The organism is Pseudomonas sp. DW-iso3 (assembly GCF_058725305.1).
On sequence record NZ_JBZXDZ010000001.1, the window covers coordinates 988,672 to 1,004,209 of the forward strand.

The window sequence follows — 15,538 nt, forward strand, 5'->3', positions numbered from 1 at the left end:
CACCTCAAAACTGACGCGTACCACTTTCAAAATGGCAACTATCAGGGCAAGAAAACTGGCGGATGGGACTGTGAGCTACACGGCTCAAATCCGCATCAAACGCGACGGAGTGCAAGTCTACCAAGAGAGCCAGACCTTCGCCCGTAAACAGGCTGCCCAGGCGTGGACGCGCAAGCGCGAATCGGAGCTGGACCAGCCAGGTGCGATCGAGCGGGCCAGCCGGTAGGGCGTCACCGTCAAAGACATGATCGACCAGTACCTGTTGGAAGTGGGAAAGGCCAGGCCGTTGGGCAAAACCAAGAAGGCCACGCTTGAAGCCATCGGCAAGATGGACATCGGCCAACTGAACGATATCGACGTCACCACCCAATGCCTGGTCGACTTTGCACTCTTCCGAATGAGCCGCGAGGGCGGCGGCGTTCAGCCACAAACTGCCGGCAACGACCTGACGCACCTCGGCGCCGTTCTGGCGATCGCCAAAGATGCTTGGGGTTACCAGGTCGATCCGCTCGCCATGGGCGGCGCCCGCCGAGTACTGCGCAAGCTGGGCTACAACCTAAAAAGCCGCGAGCGTGAAGCGGCGGGAGAGGGGAGCGGTTTGTAGGGGTATTGGGGTGTCTGAGCCAGCGAGGCGAATGGGGCGCAGTTTATCAGGGATGGGTCTAGGGTGTGGGAGAGGCTTGTGCGCTTCTCACCACCTCGCGTTGCACATTGCTACGTGTGGAATGTGCCGGATCGGAGGGAGGCCAGTACGTTAGATATCGTGGTCTGACCCCGATATCCCCCGTTTGCCAGTCTGGATATGCATAAATGCATATTTTTTGTTGCGGTCTTTGCTGTGTATGCATACAGTGTGTGTGCGGCATGATGAAGAGTGCAGCAGACGGGGATTTTTGTTCGTTGAGCTTCTCAGAAACAGAGAGCTTCAGAGCCGAAGCCGTTCATCAGAGGGTAGTAAGGTGATGGGGTAATCAGCCGTTCACTTTACTGAAATATGAGAGCTATCGTACTGAATATAGCGAAAAGGAAATTCACTATGCCTATGATTGGCGACACGCTTTATCTTCCAGAAATTAAAATCAACGATATTAATAAATATGAACCACAGACATTCGGAGGCGGAGGTGGTGACAGTGATTTCTCACATAGTCACACTGGACAGCTAATTAACGTTGCAACGCGTACTTATATACTTAGCACATACCCCCCCATTATTTCCCAAAATGTTAAGGATCAAGAGGCGAGCTTTGCAACGAATCTTCAGTTGATGCCCGAATCTATTGCAAAAAGCATTACTGCAATAGAACAAAATGACGGCGGTCCCGCGGGCGAAGTCGAGAAAATCGAACAGCATATTCGTTCGGTAGATACGCTAATCACTCAAAAATCACAGGCTGCTGCTGCTCAAAAAGCGATTGCTGATAAGTACTACTATGGAGATTTCTTTCGTTTCCCGACTATGCAATTTATTAAAGATGCAATCAGCGGGAGCAAGACAAACTACCCTCCAGATAAAAATTATAAAGAATGGTACACCTCACTTGAGGCTGCGTATGCTGCAAAATATATCAATCGGGAGATCGATTATTTAAATGTCCTGAAGCAGAATCTTCAAGCACAGGCTAACCAAGCACGTGCAGACGCTGAGGCCAAACGTTTTGCCGATGAGGCGGCAGCAGCTGAGGCTGCTAGGGTAGCTGCTGAAGCCGCAGCACTTAAAGCAGCTCACACGTTCAGGCTTCCCGCAGCCGGTGCTATGCAACTGAGTACGGCTGCAGGCTCTATTGCCGTCACGGCAGGTTCAGGCGTTACGTTGGAGGCGGCGATTCAAGCGGCTAAGGTAGCGCTGAGTACAGTTGTGAGTGCGGCCACGGCAGTCGGTATTGGAGCTTTGACGTATTCAGAGTCCCTTGGCAACGGGGAGCTGCCCGCGACAATGCTGGATCTGCCCGCTAAGGAACTGGCGCCTAGCCTGCCTGATAATCTTCTCGAGGTAGCGGCGGCTGGTGGGACGGTTGATGTGCTATATCGGCTTTATGGTGATCAATCGAAGTATTCGGTAGTGGCCACCCAGGTCACTGGTGGACTAGCCCCAACTGTTCCGGTAAGGGCATTGGTGCTTGATCCTGTGGCCAACGCCTATACGTTTACTACAACCGATACACCGCCGATCACCCTGACATTTCCAATTGCGGCACCAGGTGATAGTTCAACAGCGACCCCAGCGCAACCAGTGGAAAATCCGGTATACACCGGCATCACGCTGACGCCAATTGAGGTCAAAGCTGAGCCGTTTCCGATTGCCAAGCAGTTGTCCATCCGAGATGGTATCTACGTGTACCCCGCAGATTCGGGTTTGCCACCGATTTATGCGGTATTTAATAGTCCGTACGACGGTGCTACCACTAAAGGTGTACACAGCGGACGGATGTACAATCCTGATAAAGCCGGAGGTCCAATCCAAGATCTTGATTGGGCAACGGCAACGGTGACTCAGGAAGGTATTGATCTGGTTAAATTGCATACGTCACGATTCGTACCTTCTGATGCTAATAAGATTATGATTGAACGGCTAGAAAAGATACTAAGTGGTCAGATCCCTGTTACGGATGTTGATAAACGATTTTACACCCATGAAATTCGAGAGTTAGAACGTTACAGGGCGCTCGGGGTAGCTGATGGGGTAGAAGGAAATGTTTGGAATAATGCTCATGCTGCAACCTTAGAAGACTATAAGCTGAGGGATGCTGACGATTTATTCTATACGCCTGAAGCCATTGCTGCAGAAATTAAACAAGTATATGGAGAGTAAAATGAGTAACATTAATGACGTGGTAGTCGCTGAAGCACCAAGGGATGTAGTTCTTTTTATTGTAAGAAACAAACCAATTTCGTATCCAATGCTGGATCGACTCTACAGCAGGAATGGGTGGGCCAATATTTCAAATAACTTGGAGCTTTTGAAGCTTATTGAAAATATGGAGCTCGAAGGGGTGGTTGAACATGTTGATGGAGGAATAAGAAAAGGTCCAAACTGGAGTGCGCCAGCATTCATGATTGAGAATAAGTATACGTTGAGTGATATTTAGGTCTGCAAAAAAACCCAGCTCAAGCTGGGTTTTTTTTGCTTGGATTTTGAAAAGTTATTCCTCTCCGTATTCTGGATACTCTTGATGCTTGTGCTTTTTAGGTATACCCAAATGGGTCATGGATACCCACACAGCGTCAGATGTTGACGTTTGAAGGGGAGGTTGGGATTGGAGCGACAGGCATTGGCGATAAGCACCGTGCCTTACGGATGTGGTTTTGTCGGCCAGGCGAGCGCTATTTCAGGAGGGGAGTGGTACGAAAGTGGTACGGGGTTTTTATCGTGCGCTACAGGGCACGTATTACAATGTCTGTAGAATTAGCAGTTCAAATCCATCATGGGAGCTACGGAGAAACGGCGGGAGAGAGTGGCGGTTTGTAGGGGCATTTGGGGTCTGAGTCAACGAGGCGAATATCGCGCAGTTTATCAGGGATGCATCTTGGCTGTCCGAGAGCACTGTTTCGCGCATTCAACACTTCGAACGGGAACGGTAGCCGCCTGTGGATTTTCGAGTCCGATATAGTTTGCTTCGTCTTCCAGATGCTTGAGTGCGCTTTCAAGCCACTCAACTCGCATGCCGACGCCAGCTCTGAACGCGCCTAGTTGCCATATGGTCATCGGTGGCGAATTTGCCTAGCTCGGCTTCTTTCACTGCCAACTCGATCTGAGCTGTCGGCGTTTTTTCGTGCTCGATGTCGTCGTGCAGAACCTCCATCGCCAGGTCACTCAGAGTCTGGCCGTTGGTTTTGACCAGGTCGGCAAGACCCCAAGGCGGCAACCTGAACCCACGCTGTCCCCCTGCAAAGTTTCATAATTCCCTGCGCCGTTGAGGACTACGCTCCTGCTTAAGAGAGGACCTCCGCGCCTCCCGTCCACAGGGAACTGAAGATATGATCTCCAACTTCGTCAAAGTCGCGATGATTGCTGGCACGTTGCTGTTAGCCGCTTGTTCGTCGGGCTCATCAGGCTTGAACAGCGATCCGTGCTTTTCAGGCGGATGCCAGGCGTTTGGGGACCGCAGCCCCAGCAAGGCCGCCAAGATGAATTTTGGCGGCAGCGGGCTGGGGAGTAGTTATGGGGAGTATGGGGCGGGGTTGTTGCATGATGATTGATGGGGGCGGGCAGTCATTATTTATTGACTGGCCCACCGCTATCGCGGGCAAGCCCGCTTCCACATCAGAGTGCCCACATTAGGGCTGTGGTGGTCTGGGAAGTGTCACTGCCCGCCTTTCATGCGACGGGCTATCAGGTAGATGCCCAGGCCAACCAGCGCTGTCGCGGCGCCGATGTAGCCGGTGCTGGTCCAGCCGTATCCGGCCGTAATCGCCATGCCGCCGAACCATGGCCCCAGCGCGTTCGCCAGGTTGAACGCCGCGTGGTTGGACGCTGCCGCCAGGCTCGGGGCTTCGTGGGCAATATCCATCAGGCGGATTTGCAGCGGTGCGGCCAGGGCCACCATGGTGCCGACCAGACCCATGCTCAGCAGCACGCCCCACAGCGACGATGCCGCGAAGGGGAAGAACAGCAGCACGGCCATCGACCACACCAGGATCAAGCCCACTGCACGGAACTGCATGCGATCGAACAGTTTGCCACCGGCAATGTTGCCGATGATGCCGCCCACGCCAAACGCCGCCAGGCCGAAGGGAATCCACTGCGGCGACACTTTGGTCACTTCCAGCATCGTCGGCGCCAGGTAGCTGAACACGCAGAACATCCCGGCAAACCCAATCGCACCAATCGACAAGGCCATCCACACTTGAGGCTTGGTGAAAGCGCGCATCTCCTTGCGCGGGTCGCTGCGTTGTTCGTCGTGGCGATGGGGCACGTACTGCCAGACGAGCGCGATGGTGCACAGGGCAATCACGCTGACCAGCGCAAATGCCGAGCGCCAGCCAAGGTGCTGGCCAAGGAAGGTGGCGATGGGGTTGCCGAGCAGCATGGCCAGGGTCAAGCCCATCATTACGCGGGCCACGGCGCCGGCGCGTTTGTCGTTGGGTACCATGCTGGACGCGACGACGGCAGCGATGCCGAAGTAGGCGCCGTGGGGCAGGCCGCTGATGAAGCGAAAGGCCACCAGCGAACCGAAGGTCGGGGTGAACGCAGTGGCCAGGTTGCCGAGGGCGTACAGGCCCATCAGCAACAGCAGCATGTGTTTACGCAGCAGCTTGGCGCCGAGGATCGCTAGCAGCGGGGCACCAACCATGACGCCCAGGGCGTAGGCGCTGATGGCGTGGCCGACCTGGGGTTCGCTCAAACCCAGGTTTTGGGCGATGTCGGGCATCAACCCCATGATGGCAAATTCGCCAGTACCGATCGCGAAGGCGCCCACGGCCATGGCCGCTTCCATTTTGGCGGCGCTGCGCGCGGGCAGCACGTGCCCGGGTGTTTGCTGGATAGTCATGGGTAACTCTATTGGGATGGATTGCACGAAGGAGAGCCGCCGATGCTACGCAAGCAGCGGCAAAGGTGTCTAGAACAGCCTTTTGCGTGAGAGTTCCGGGCCTGTGACCTCAGGTCGCGCCTGGCACGCTTGACATCGACGGGTTAAAACCCGCGATTTAGAGCTGTCAATTGGCCAAACAGCGCATAACGGCCTTTTGCCGTGATATTCTGCGCGCCGTCTTGGTCTAGTCTTTCTCTGGTACGTACATCCGTATACGTCCCAGCGATTGGCTCTCGCCCAGGTAGCTGAAGCCAATAATGATAAGAAGTCAGCGCAGAAGGGACATAAACAGTGAGGTCGATACGTCGGCCTTGTGTGCCCACCCTGCGGCTCTCTCGTGAATGTGCAAACCCCGCGGTGCGTTGCCTGGCGCAGCGTGATAGAGGGTTGCCCATGATCAGGGGCGGTAGGGCGGATGGCGTTTTATCATAGGTGCTACTGATGTTTAAAAAAGTAAACACTGCCCTGCTGGGGCTGGCTTTGTCGCTGGGGATCAGCTCCGTTCACGCGGAAGAGGCAAAGAAAGTCGATGTGCTGCTGATCGGCGGCGGCATTATGAGTGCGACCCTGGGTGTATGGCTCAATGAGCTGGAGCCGGGTTGGTCGATGGAAATGGTCGAGCGCCTCGACGGCGTCGCCGAAGAAAGCTCCAACGGCTGGAACAACGCCGGTACCGGTCACTCGGCCCTGGCTGAGCTGAACTACACCCCTGAAGACAAGAACGGCAACGTTGAGATCCCGAAAGCGGTCGAGATCAACGAAGCGTTCCAGATCTCCCGTCAGTTCTGGGCCTGGCAGGTCCGTCAGGGCGTGCTGAAGGACCCGCGTTCGTTCATCAACACCACACCGCACATGAGTTTTGTGTGGGGCGATGACAACATCAAGTTCCTGAAAAAACGCTACGAAGCCCTGAAAGCCAGCCCGCTGTTCGCCGGCATGCAGTACTCCGAAGACCCGGCGCAGATCGCCAAGTGGGTTCCGCTGATGATGGAAGGGCGTGACCCGAACCAGAAAATCGCGGCCACCTGGAGCCCGCTGGGTACCGACATGAACTTCGGCGAGATCACCCGCCAGTTCGTCGCTCACCTGCAAACCACCCCTAAGTTCGACCTGAAACTGTCGAGCGAAGTGCAGGACATCACCAAGAACGCCGACGGTTCGTGGCGTGTGAGCTACAAAAACCTGAAAGATGGCACCAAGACCGAGACCGACGCCAAGTTTGTGTTCATCGGCGCGGGCGGCGGTGCACTGCACTTGCTGCAAAAGTCGGGCATTCCTGAAGCCAAGGAATACGCTGGCTTCCCGGTAGGCGGCTCGTTCCTGGTGACCGATAACCCAACCGTGGCCGAGCAACACCTGGCCAAGGCCTACGGTAAAGCTTCGGTTGGCGCACCGCCGATGTCGGTTCCGCACCTGGACACCCGTGTCCTGGATGGCAAGCGCGTGATCCTGTTTGGCCCATTCGCCACCTTCTCGACCAAGTTCTTGAAAGAAGGCTCGTACCTGGACCTGCTGACCAGCACCACCACCCACAACATCTGGCCAATGACCAAAGTCGGTATTCGCGAATACCCACTGGTCGAGTACCTCGCCGGCCAACTGATGCTGTCGGACGACGACCGCTTCAAGGCGCTGCAAGAGTACTTCCCGAACGCCAAGCAATCCGACTGGCGCCTGTGGCAAGCCGGTCAGCGCGTGCAGATCATCAAGCGTGACGAAGAGCAGGGCGGCGTGCTGAAACTCGGCACCGAAGTCGTCAGCTCCGCCGACAACACCATTGCCGGCCTGTTGGGCGCATCGCCAGGCGCGTCCACCGCGGCTCCGATCATGCTGACCGTGCTGCAGAAAGTGTTCAAGGACAAGGTGGCGACCCCTGAGTGGCAGACCAAGCTGCACCAGATCGTACCGAGCTACGGCACCAAGCTGAACGACAGCCCTGAAGCGGTCGCCAAGGAATGGGCCTACACCGCCGAGATCCTGCAACTGCCTACACCGCCTGTGATTCCGCAAGTGGCTGCACCAAAGGCCACCGAGGCTGCCAAGCCTGCGGCTGAGCCGAGCAAGCCGGCGTCTGACCTGGCGCTGTAAGCCAAGCCTGATGTTAAAAAGCCCGCTGACCGGTAACGGTCAGCGGGCTTTTTTAGGCGTGCCGTTCAGACCTTGAAATGCCTGACTTGCTCGTGCAAGTGCAACGCCAGCGCATTACCGGTATCGCACAGCAGGTACAGATGCTGCGCCGGCAGAGGCGGCAGCTCTGTCATGTGCATCAGCCCTTCGCCCATACGGCTTTCTTCCATCAGGCCCACCGCCACGCCACTGCGCACGCAGGCTTCGACCGCTGATGAGTTGGGGCTTTCCAGCAGCACACGGTGGAAAATCCCATGGTCTTTCAACGCCTGCAAGGCCGCCGCACGATACGGGCAGCCGACGACAGGCACGGTGATCGGCAGCGCCGCGTTCGGCGGATAACTGAAATGCTCGGCCGCCACCCACAGCGGCTGAACCGGCCCCAGGCGCTCGCCCTGTGCCAGTGGTTGGGCACTGACGGTGATAGCTAGGTCGAGCTGGTTGGCCATAAACAAATTCAACAGTTCACCGCTGGTACGCGCTTCGACTTCCAGCTCCAGCAACGGGTTGTCGGCGATCAACTGCGGCAGCAAATCCTGCATAAACGCCGGTGCGTAGGTGTCGGGAATGCCCAAGCGAATTTTTCCCTGCATGCGCTGTGGCATCAGCGAGATCAGCAGGCGGTCATGACTCTTGAGGAACTCGATGGTTTCGACCAGCAGTTTCCTGCCGTACAGGGTCAGCTCAACGCCTTGATTGCTACGGCTGAACAGGCGTTGGCCGACCTGATCCTCCAACTTTTGTATCTGTGTCGTCACGGTGGAGGCACTGCGGTGCACATGCTCGGCTGCTTCGTTGAACCGCCCAAAGCGCGCCACGGCATGGAACGTGCGCAACAGGTCGATATTCAGTTGTTTGGCCATGATTCCACTATTGCGAATTGATAGTGCAGCTTATTCAAATATACAGAAGCATGTGCTGCCCTTAGCCTTTCAGTCAACTTGGACTGACGGGCAGGCTTCATGACGCGACCAACCTTAAAGCGGCTGTTGTTGCAGGTGGCATTTGTACTTTCATGGAGCTCTGGCTATATCGGCGCCAAACTGGGTACGCAAGGCGGCGGTGCCTTCAATCTGCTGTTCTGGCGCTTCCTGCTGGTCTCGCTGTGCCTGGGGCTGTTATTGAACGTCAGGTTACTGAAGGTTTCTTGGGTGCAGGTTCGCCATTACGCCGTCATCGGATTTCTCTCGCAGTTCCTGTACCTGAGTTGCCTCTACGTCGCGATCCAGAATGGTTTGTCTCCCGGCATCGCTGCAATCATCGCGGCGACGCAACCGTTAATGACGGCGGCGCTGTCGAGTGGCAGCGCGGCTGAACGCAGTGGCGGCTGGCAGTGGACGGGGCTGATGATCAGCTTCGTAGGCGTATCCATCGTGATCGCTGGGCAGTACGGCGGTGGTGGGGAGGGCGTCGGCCTGGTCATGTACCTGTTGCCCCTGGCCGCCGCGTTGGGGCTGACGCTGGCTACCCTGTATGAGCGCCGCACCGTTCAACGCCAGGACGCAGGCTTGGTGCTGCCGCTGTTCATCCAGTCGTTGCTGACCTTGATCGGTTTTACCGGCGCCGTGCTCTACACCGATACGCTAAGTATTCCCCACGACCCTGACGTGTTGATCTCAATTGTCTGGCTCACCCTGTTCTCCACCTTCGTCGCCTATTTGAGCCTGTGGATGCTGCTGCGCGTGATGACCGCGACCCAGGTGGCGGCGCTGGTCTACCTGGAACCGCCGGTCACCCTGGTATGGGCGGCGCTGATGTTTGGCGACGTGATCCAGGTCTCGACCTACGCCGGCATTGCCGTGGTCGTCGGCGGGCTGTTGTTGATACGCCGCAAGCGACCGACCGTCGCCTGCGCCTCTTGAGGACTGCGGGTTCAGCAAGCTGACAGACATCACCTGTTAAAAATACTCAGGGCCGAGCAGGAGCGAGGTTGAAACAAGGGGGCATTTTTTAACGGTGCAGGTAGTGGGCGTCAACGCCCGAGGGTTTTTTATGTTGCTACGTTATGCAGCATTGGTAGCCATGGTCGTCGCGGCATCCGGGTGTGTGCAAGAGCGCGTCGTGCACGAGCGCAGGCCGGTGCAACGTGAGTATGTCGAAGTCGTCGCGCCGCAACCGCCGCCAGTGCAAGTGATCGAAGTCGAGCCGCCGGTGCGCTACGGCTATATATGGTCGCGCGGTTACTGGCGTTGGGAAGGCGGACGCTATGTCGCGGTGCATGGCCACTGGGAGCCGGTGCGCGAGGGGTACCGCTACGTGCATCCGCATTGGGTGCAGCGTAATGATGGGTATCACTGGCAGGGTGGTGGCTGGGTTCGCTGAGTCAGGCTAAATCGGCTTTTGGGTGCCCAGGAGCCGAACCTCCCGCAGCAGTGCAGCACCGAGTTGATCGCTGCCCAGTTCCTGGTAGCCCACTATCCTGGTCGCGCCGTTCTCTTCAGCCTGGATGATGATCACCGGCGTTTCCTTGCCGGTGGCCTCGTCTACGTGCAGGGCGTACTGCGGGACATCCACGTTGATCGGTGTTCCCGCCGGTTTGCCTTGCACATTGATCAGGAACGCCGCGCAGCCGCTGTCGATATCTGCACTTGTGGCGGCGCGCCCGCTGACGAAGCAGGTTTTGGGCAAGTCGGGCCAGGCGATGGTGTCGGCCAGGGCGAGGGTTGGCGCCAGGGCCATGGCGGCGAGAAGCAGCGTGCGCACGTTGGTCGTTCTCTTGATCGGAGTAGAGGCGTTTTTTACCAAAGCCCGGAACTCCCCGCAACGCGGAGGCTTCAGGCGAGGCGTTTCATGCCCGTTCCCTTGGCCGCGTCGAGGTCAAAGGTGGCGGTGTACTCACAGCCTGCCGCATGGGCGCAGCGTTCGATCAGGTAGTCGGCGAAATCGGCTTTACCGGCCGTGAATCGGCGCAGTGCCTGCCAGATGATTTCGGCATGCTCAACGGTCAGCTCACGGGTACGCAGCAGCGTTTCCAGCACCGTCACCACGTCGCTTTTGGTCGATTGATAGCAGCTTTGCAGCACCCAGACCAACTCCACCACGGACACCAGACTGACGAAGCCCGGTGAAACGGTGGTCAGCGATTCGATCAAGGCAGAGGCCTTGGGTGATTGCACGGGGTCATCCTGGGTGACGTAACGCACCAGCACATTGGTATCGAGCCCAATCATCCGGCCTTGGCTCCCTGCGCGGCGATGGCGCGGTTCATGTCTGCGATCGATACGGCCTGTGCGGGCTTGCGGATAAGCCCCTTGAGATCCTGGACGGTTCTGCTCGCGGCAATAATGGAAAACGTGCCGTCTTCCGTTTCGACAAATTCAACCCGGTCGCCCGTTTCCAGGCCAAGTGCGGTGCGCACTTTTACAGGGATGGTGATTTGCCCTTTTGAGGTCAGTGTGGCAGTCGACATCGTGAAGATCTCCATCGTGATATTCCTTACCCTAAGGTAAGGATTTATGAAGGGCAAGATCCGTTGGTCCATAGGTCGCTCGCTGGTGTGAGTAGGTGGGAACAGGTAAAACCCTAGCTCGAACGTTGCACGCTCACACGCCCGCCTCAGGCCCAAAGAGATACAAGCTATGACCGCCCGCCATCTGATCATTCCTGCCACCATGCAACCCATTGTGGAGCGCGCCGGTTACGTGCTAGCGGTAAAGGTTGGCAACACTCTTTACTGCGCGGGCCAGGTCGGCCGCACTCCGCAACTGGCCGTGATCGAAGATCCCGAGGCGCAATTCATCGTCGCCTGGGGAAACCTGCGGGAAGTATTGGAGGAGGGTGGTTGCCGCTTCGAAGACGTGGTGGACATGACGACCTACCACGTCAATATGAGCCAGCACATGGCAGTTTTCCGTGACGTGAAAAACCGCCTGTTCCCACGCGGGCATTGCGCCTGGACCACCATCGGGGTGTCCGAACTGGCACACCCCGGTCTGCTGGTGGAAATCAAATGCGTGGCGGTGCAGCGCTAGCTTATTGAACCACTCGATAACACGGCACATACGCCGCGCCGCCTGGCAGCTTCATGCGGTGCTGTGCGACAAACGCCTGTAGCAGCTCGTCCAGCGGTTTCATGATGGCCGGGTCACCGTGGATTTCGTAAGGACCGTTCTGCTCGATCAGGCGGATGCCTTTGTCCTTTACGTTACCGGCCACGATCCCGGAGAACGCACGGCGCAAGTTGGCGGCGAGTTCGTGGGGCGGCAATGCGTGGCTCAGTTGCAGGCTCGCCATGTTCTCGTGGGTCGGGTCGAACGGGCGCTGGAAGCCTTCGTCGATCTTCAGTAGCCAGTTGAAGTGGAACGCGTCGTTGCGCTCGCGGCGGAACTGCTTCACGGCCTTGAGGCCGACGGTCATCTGGCGCGCCACTTCGGCCGGGTCATCGATGATGATCTGGTAGTGCGCTTGCGCCGCTTCGCCCAGGGTGGCACCGACGAATGCGTGCAACTGTTGCAGGTACGGCGCGGCATGTTTCGGCCCGGTGAGGATGACCGGGAAGGGCAGGTCGCGGTTGTCCGGGTGCATCAGGATACCCAGCAGGTACAGGAACTCTTCGGCCGTGCCCGCACCGCCCGGGAAGATGATGATGCCGTGGCCGACGCGAACGAAGGCTTCCAGGCGTTTTTCGATGTCCGGCAGGATCACCAGCTCATTGACGATCGGGTTCGGCGCTTCGGCGGCGATGATGCCCGGCTCGGTCAGGCCAAGGTAGCGCCCGCCGGTAATGCGTTGCTTGGCGTGGGAAATGGTCGCGCCTTTCATAGGACCTTTCATCACGCCGGGGCCGCAGCCCGTGCACACGTCGAGGCTGCGCAGGCCCAGTTCGTGGCCGACTTTCTTGGTGTATTTGTATTCTTCGGTATTGATCGAGTGCCCGCCCCAGCACACCACGATTTTCGGCTCGACACCGGGGCGTAGCGTACGGGCGTTGCGCAGCAGGTGGAACACATAGTCTGTGATGCCCTGGGAGTTGCTCAGGTCGATGCGCTGGCTGTCCAACTCGTTTTCGGTGTAGACGATGTCACGCAGGGCGCTGAACAGCATTTCGCGGGTGCTGGCGATCATTTCGCCATCGACGAAGGCATCGGCGGGGGCGTTCAGCAATTCCAGGCGCACGCCACGGTCCTGTTGATGAATGCGCACTTCGAAGTCTTTGTAGGCGTCGAGAATGGTCTTGGCGTTGTCGATGTGCGCGCCGGTGTTGAGGATCGCCAGGGCGCACTGGCGGAATAGGGTGTAGATGCTGCCGGTACCGGCTTCGCTCAGTTGCTGGACTTCACGTTGGGACAGGGTTTCGAGGCTGCCTTTGGGGCTGACGGACGCATTGATGACTTGACGTTGGGGCATTCTGATTCCTTGAAAGCGCAGCCACCGCACCCACGAGGGGCCGCGATGGCTTGAGAATGATGGGCGCCGAATTCGGTCGCTCGAGACGGATATTTACCTCAGGCGCAAGGCAGAGCGCAAACACCGTCCAACACCATCATGCCGCAGAACTTACTGAATCAGCTTCCAGTTTTTGTAGAAAACCCGACGCAGGGTAAAGGCCATGCCGGCAAACCCCGCGATCACGGCGTTGAGAACCTGGGGCACCGGTGTCGGTCGCAAGATATCGATAAACAGGCAGTAACGCTTGGCATCATTTTTGTTGAAAGAGGCGTGCATCAGGGTGTCATCGAAAATAAACAGCGGGTCGTCGTGCCAGTAATGCTTGTGCCTGCCCACCTGGATGTAGACGCCCTCGTGATGGGGCGCCGGTGCCATGTTGTAGAGCACGCGGAACATCATGCGCAGGGGGCCGAAATGAAATGAGGTGGAGCGGTTTTCATTGAATACCGACACGCCAATGGTTTTCACGAACGGTAGTTTTCTGCGCAGTCTCGGAATGTCGAGGGTGGTCTCGATGGGTTGGCCATACCACTGGAAAAACAACATGCCGCGCTTCTTCTCGGCCATGCGTTCGTCCAGGTAACCGATGATTTCGTCCTTGTGGGCCATGGCGTCTTCGATCACCTGTTGCAGCTCTTCACGCCAGGCTGGCGGTAGGTCGGCCATGGTGTAAACGTGTCGGTTACGCGAGCTCAACAGGTCGAACAGGGTATTGAACGGCGCCAGCAGCCAGGTGTTGCGGCCGCTGCCGATAAAATATTTCTTGATGGTGGGCGCGTCGTACAGGCCATTGCGCAGGAAGTCGTAAATACCGCAGATCACCACCAGCCCGAGAAATACCAATGTGGTTTCTGGGAACATATCAATAATCAGCAGGACGCCGAGTACCCAGGCGACCGATGCCGCTTTTTTACGCAAAGCAGGCTTGTTCATGACACTCAGCTCCAGCAGGACGCCATTCGACAGGTCCGGATCCGTGGCCGCGAGTGGTGGGGTTTTGAAATATATTGAAACAACTGCGTCATGATAAGGCGTTCGGCGCTGGAGAGGCGTTTTAAATATTGCAAAATTGTGAAGGCTCTACACAGTTTTTAACGCTGGCTGCGTTGAGCGGATTGGATTTTGTAAACAGAAGATTTGCGACTATCGTGACGCTTCGGTTTTTTGGACGTCATAGACCGGTACGATTGAAGTTGAATGGCCACCACTGGCCTTCGGCACCTTGGAAGAGGCAGAAATTTTATGATCATCAAACCGCGGGTTCGTGGCTTCATCTGTGTGACCGCTCATCCTGTTGGCTGTGAAGCGAACGTCAAAGAGCAGATCGACTACGTCACTCAGCACGGCGTCATCGAAGGCGGCCCGAAAAAGGTCCTGGTCCTCGGTGCATCCACCGGTTACGGCCTGGCCGCGCGCATCAGCGCTGCGTTTGGCTGCGGCGCCGATACCCTGGGCGTGTTTTTTGAGAAAGAAGGCGAAGAAGGCAAGCTGAGTTCCGCCGGCTGGTACAACAGCGCCGCATTCGAGAAATTTGCAGTCGAGAAAGGCCTTTACGCCAAGAGCATCAACGGCGACGCGTTCTCTGACGAGATCAAGCGCCTGACCATCGAAACCATCAAGAAAGACCTGGGCAAGATCGACCTGGTCGTCTACAGCCTGGCCGCGCCACGCCGTACCGACCCGCAAGGCGTGGTGCACAATTCCACCCTTAAGCCGATCGGCAAGGCTGTGACCCTGCGCGGTATCAACACCGACAAGGGCGTTGTGGTCGACACCACCCTGGAGCCTGCAACCCAGGAAGAAATCGACGGCACCGTCAAAGTGATGGGCGGCGAAGATTGGCAGCTGTGGATCGACGCCCTGCGTGACGCCGACGTGCTGGCCGAATGCGCCAAGACCACCGCGTTCACCTACCTGGGCGAGAAGCTGACCCAGGACATCTACTGGAACGGCTCCATCGGCGAAGCCAAGAAAGACCTCGACAAGAAAGTCCTGACCCTGCGCGACAACCTCGCTGCACTCAAGGGCGATGCCCGTGTATCGGTGCTCAAGGCCGTGGTCACCCAGGCCAGCTCGGCCATCCCGATCATGCCGCTGTACCTGTCTCTGCTGTTCAAAGTGATGAAAGAGCAGGGCACCCACGAAGGTTGCATCGAGCAGGTCTACGGCCTGTTCAAGGACAGCCTGTACGGCAGCCAGCCGAAACTCGACGCCGACGGCCGCCTGCGTGCCGACCTGGCCGAGCTGGAACCGAAGGTCCAGGACGCCGTGGCAGCCCTGTGGAACCAGGTCACCGACGACAACGTCAACGAGATCAGCGATTTTGCCGGCTACAAGGCTGAATTCCTGCGCTTGTTCGGTTTTGAAATCGATGGCGTGGACTACGATGCTGACGTGAACCCGACCGTGAAGATCAACGGTCTCATCTCGGCATAATTGCTGGGGTCGACAGCAGCCTCGATAAGCCTGTTATCAGGCTGCTGTCTGGT

Annotated in this window: 16 protein-coding genes and 1 pseudogene; 9 read left to right on the forward strand and 8 right to left on the reverse strand. The window is 57.4% G+C overall.

Translation table 11 applies throughout. The annotated features are described in order from the left end of the window. Nucleotides 1–31: 31 nt before the first annotated feature. The 3 genes and pseudogenes from AC4PS7_RS04580 to AC4PS7_RS04590 all read left to right on the forward strand — a co-directional run. Nucleotides 32–577, forward strand: a pseudogene (locus AC4PS7_RS04580) (site-specific integrase); the annotation flags it as partial. A gap of 690 nt (nucleotides 578–1,267) precedes the next feature. Next, the gene (locus tag AC4PS7_RS04585) at nucleotides 1,268–2,812 is read left to right on the forward strand and encodes an S-type pyocin domain-containing protein (RefSeq protein ID WP_492179221.1); all 1,545 of its coding nucleotides are present in this window, start codon (nucleotides 1,268–1,270) and stop codon (nucleotides 2,810–2,812) included. 1 nt (nucleotide 2,813) lies between these two features. Further along, nucleotides 2,814–3,089 (forward strand): hypothetical protein, encoded by a 276-nt coding sequence (locus AC4PS7_RS04590; RefSeq protein WP_010212016.1) that lies wholly within the window; start codon nucleotides 2,814–2,816, stop codon nucleotides 3,087–3,089. 564 nt (nucleotides 3,090–3,653) lie between these two features. Here the strand turns inward: AC4PS7_RS04590 and AC4PS7_RS04595 are convergent. Then, on the reverse strand, nucleotides 3,654–3,866 hold the full coding sequence (locus AC4PS7_RS04595) for a hypothetical protein (RefSeq protein WP_021490976.1): 213 nt from the start codon (nucleotides 3,864–3,866) through the stop codon (nucleotides 3,654–3,656). Between the two features lie 112 nt (nucleotides 3,867–3,978). Between AC4PS7_RS04595 and AC4PS7_RS04600 the strand changes: the two genes are divergently transcribed. After that, a complete protein-coding gene (locus tag AC4PS7_RS04600; protein WP_021490975.1) occupies nucleotides 3,979–4,200 on the forward strand; it encodes a hypothetical protein in 222 nt (73 codons plus the stop codon). 104 nt (nucleotides 4,201–4,304) lie between these two features. Here AC4PS7_RS04600 and AC4PS7_RS04605 read toward each other — a convergent pair whose 3' ends face one another. Beyond that, the gene (locus AC4PS7_RS04605) at nucleotides 4,305–5,492 is read right to left on the reverse strand and encodes an MFS transporter (RefSeq protein WP_021490974.1); all 1,188 of its coding nucleotides are present in this window, start codon (nucleotides 5,490–5,492) and stop codon (nucleotides 4,305–4,307) included. 483 nt (nucleotides 5,493–5,975) lie between these two features. Between AC4PS7_RS04605 and mqo the strand changes: the two genes are divergently transcribed. Beyond that, on the forward strand, nucleotides 5,976–7,622 hold the full coding sequence (mqo, locus tag AC4PS7_RS04610) for a malate dehydrogenase (quinone) (RefSeq protein ID WP_010212011.1): 1,647 nt from the start codon (nucleotides 5,976–5,978) through the stop codon (nucleotides 7,620–7,622). A 65-nt stretch (nucleotides 7,623–7,687) separates the two neighbouring features. On the opposite strand, the gene AC4PS7_RS04615 is transcribed toward mqo, so the two are convergent. After that, nucleotides 7,688–8,524, reverse strand: a complete 837-nt coding sequence (locus tag AC4PS7_RS04615) for a LysR substrate-binding domain-containing protein (RefSeq protein WP_465822922.1) — start codon at nucleotides 8,522–8,524, stop codon at nucleotides 7,688–7,690. Nucleotides 8,525–8,623: 99 nt separating this feature from the next. Here AC4PS7_RS04615 and AC4PS7_RS04620 point away from each other — a divergent pair, with 99 nt between their 5' ends. After that, a complete protein-coding gene (locus AC4PS7_RS04620; RefSeq protein WP_010212007.1) occupies nucleotides 8,624–9,523 on the forward strand; it encodes a DMT family transporter in 900 nt (299 codons plus the stop codon). Nucleotides 9,524–9,653: 130 nt separating this feature from the next. Continuing rightward, nucleotides 9,654–9,983, forward strand: a complete 330-nt coding sequence (locus tag AC4PS7_RS04625; RefSeq protein WP_010212005.1) for a YXWGXW repeat-containing protein — start codon at nucleotides 9,654–9,656, stop codon at nucleotides 9,981–9,983. Between the two features lie 6 nt (nucleotides 9,984–9,989). Here AC4PS7_RS04625 and AC4PS7_RS04630 read toward each other — a convergent pair whose 3' ends face one another. From AC4PS7_RS04630 to AC4PS7_RS04640, 3 genes are all read right to left on the reverse strand, one after another. Further along, nucleotides 9,990–10,364, reverse strand: coding sequence for a hypothetical protein (locus AC4PS7_RS04630; RefSeq protein WP_010212004.1), 375 nt, complete (start codon nucleotides 10,362–10,364; stop codon nucleotides 9,990–9,992). 71 nt (nucleotides 10,365–10,435) lie between these two features. Then, complete coding sequence (locus AC4PS7_RS04635) at nucleotides 10,436–10,831, reverse strand: type II toxin-antitoxin system VapC family toxin (RefSeq protein ID WP_010212003.1); 396 nt, start codon at nucleotides 10,829–10,831, stop codon at nucleotides 10,436–10,438. Next, nucleotides 10,828–11,085, reverse strand: a complete 258-nt coding sequence (locus AC4PS7_RS04640) for an AbrB/MazE/SpoVT family DNA-binding domain-containing protein (protein WP_021490968.1) — start codon at nucleotides 11,083–11,085, stop codon at nucleotides 10,828–10,830. Before AC4PS7_RS04640 ends, AC4PS7_RS04635 begins: the two co-directional genes overlap by 4 nt. Before the next feature lie 154 nt (nucleotides 11,086–11,239). Here AC4PS7_RS04640 and AC4PS7_RS04645 point away from each other — a divergent pair, with 154 nt between their 5' ends. Continuing rightward, nucleotides 11,240–11,632, forward strand: coding sequence for a RidA family protein (locus AC4PS7_RS04645; protein WP_187517177.1), 393 nt, complete (start codon nucleotides 11,240–11,242; stop codon nucleotides 11,630–11,632). Nucleotide 11,633: 1 nt separating this feature from the next. Here AC4PS7_RS04645 and ppnN read toward each other — a convergent pair whose 3' ends face one another. Beyond that, the gene (ppnN, locus tag AC4PS7_RS04650) at nucleotides 11,634–13,007 is read right to left on the reverse strand and encodes a nucleotide 5'-monophosphate nucleosidase PpnN (protein ID WP_010212000.1); all 1,374 of its coding nucleotides are present in this window, start codon (nucleotides 13,005–13,007) and stop codon (nucleotides 11,634–11,636) included. Between the two features lie 150 nt (nucleotides 13,008–13,157). Continuing rightward, nucleotides 13,158–13,982 carry an aspartyl/asparaginyl beta-hydroxylase domain-containing protein gene (locus AC4PS7_RS04655; RefSeq protein ID WP_492179136.1) on the reverse strand — a complete coding sequence of 275 codons (825 nt, stop codon included), beginning with the start codon at nucleotides 13,980–13,982 and terminating at the stop codon, nucleotides 13,158–13,160. A 309-nt stretch (nucleotides 13,983–14,291) separates the two neighbouring features. Between AC4PS7_RS04655 and fabV the strand changes: the two genes are divergently transcribed. Next, a complete protein-coding gene (gene fabV, locus AC4PS7_RS04660; protein WP_492179138.1) occupies nucleotides 14,292–15,485 on the forward strand; it encodes an enoyl-ACP reductase FabV in 1,194 nt (397 codons plus the stop codon). The last annotated feature ends 53 nt before the right edge of the window (nucleotides 15,486–15,538 follow it).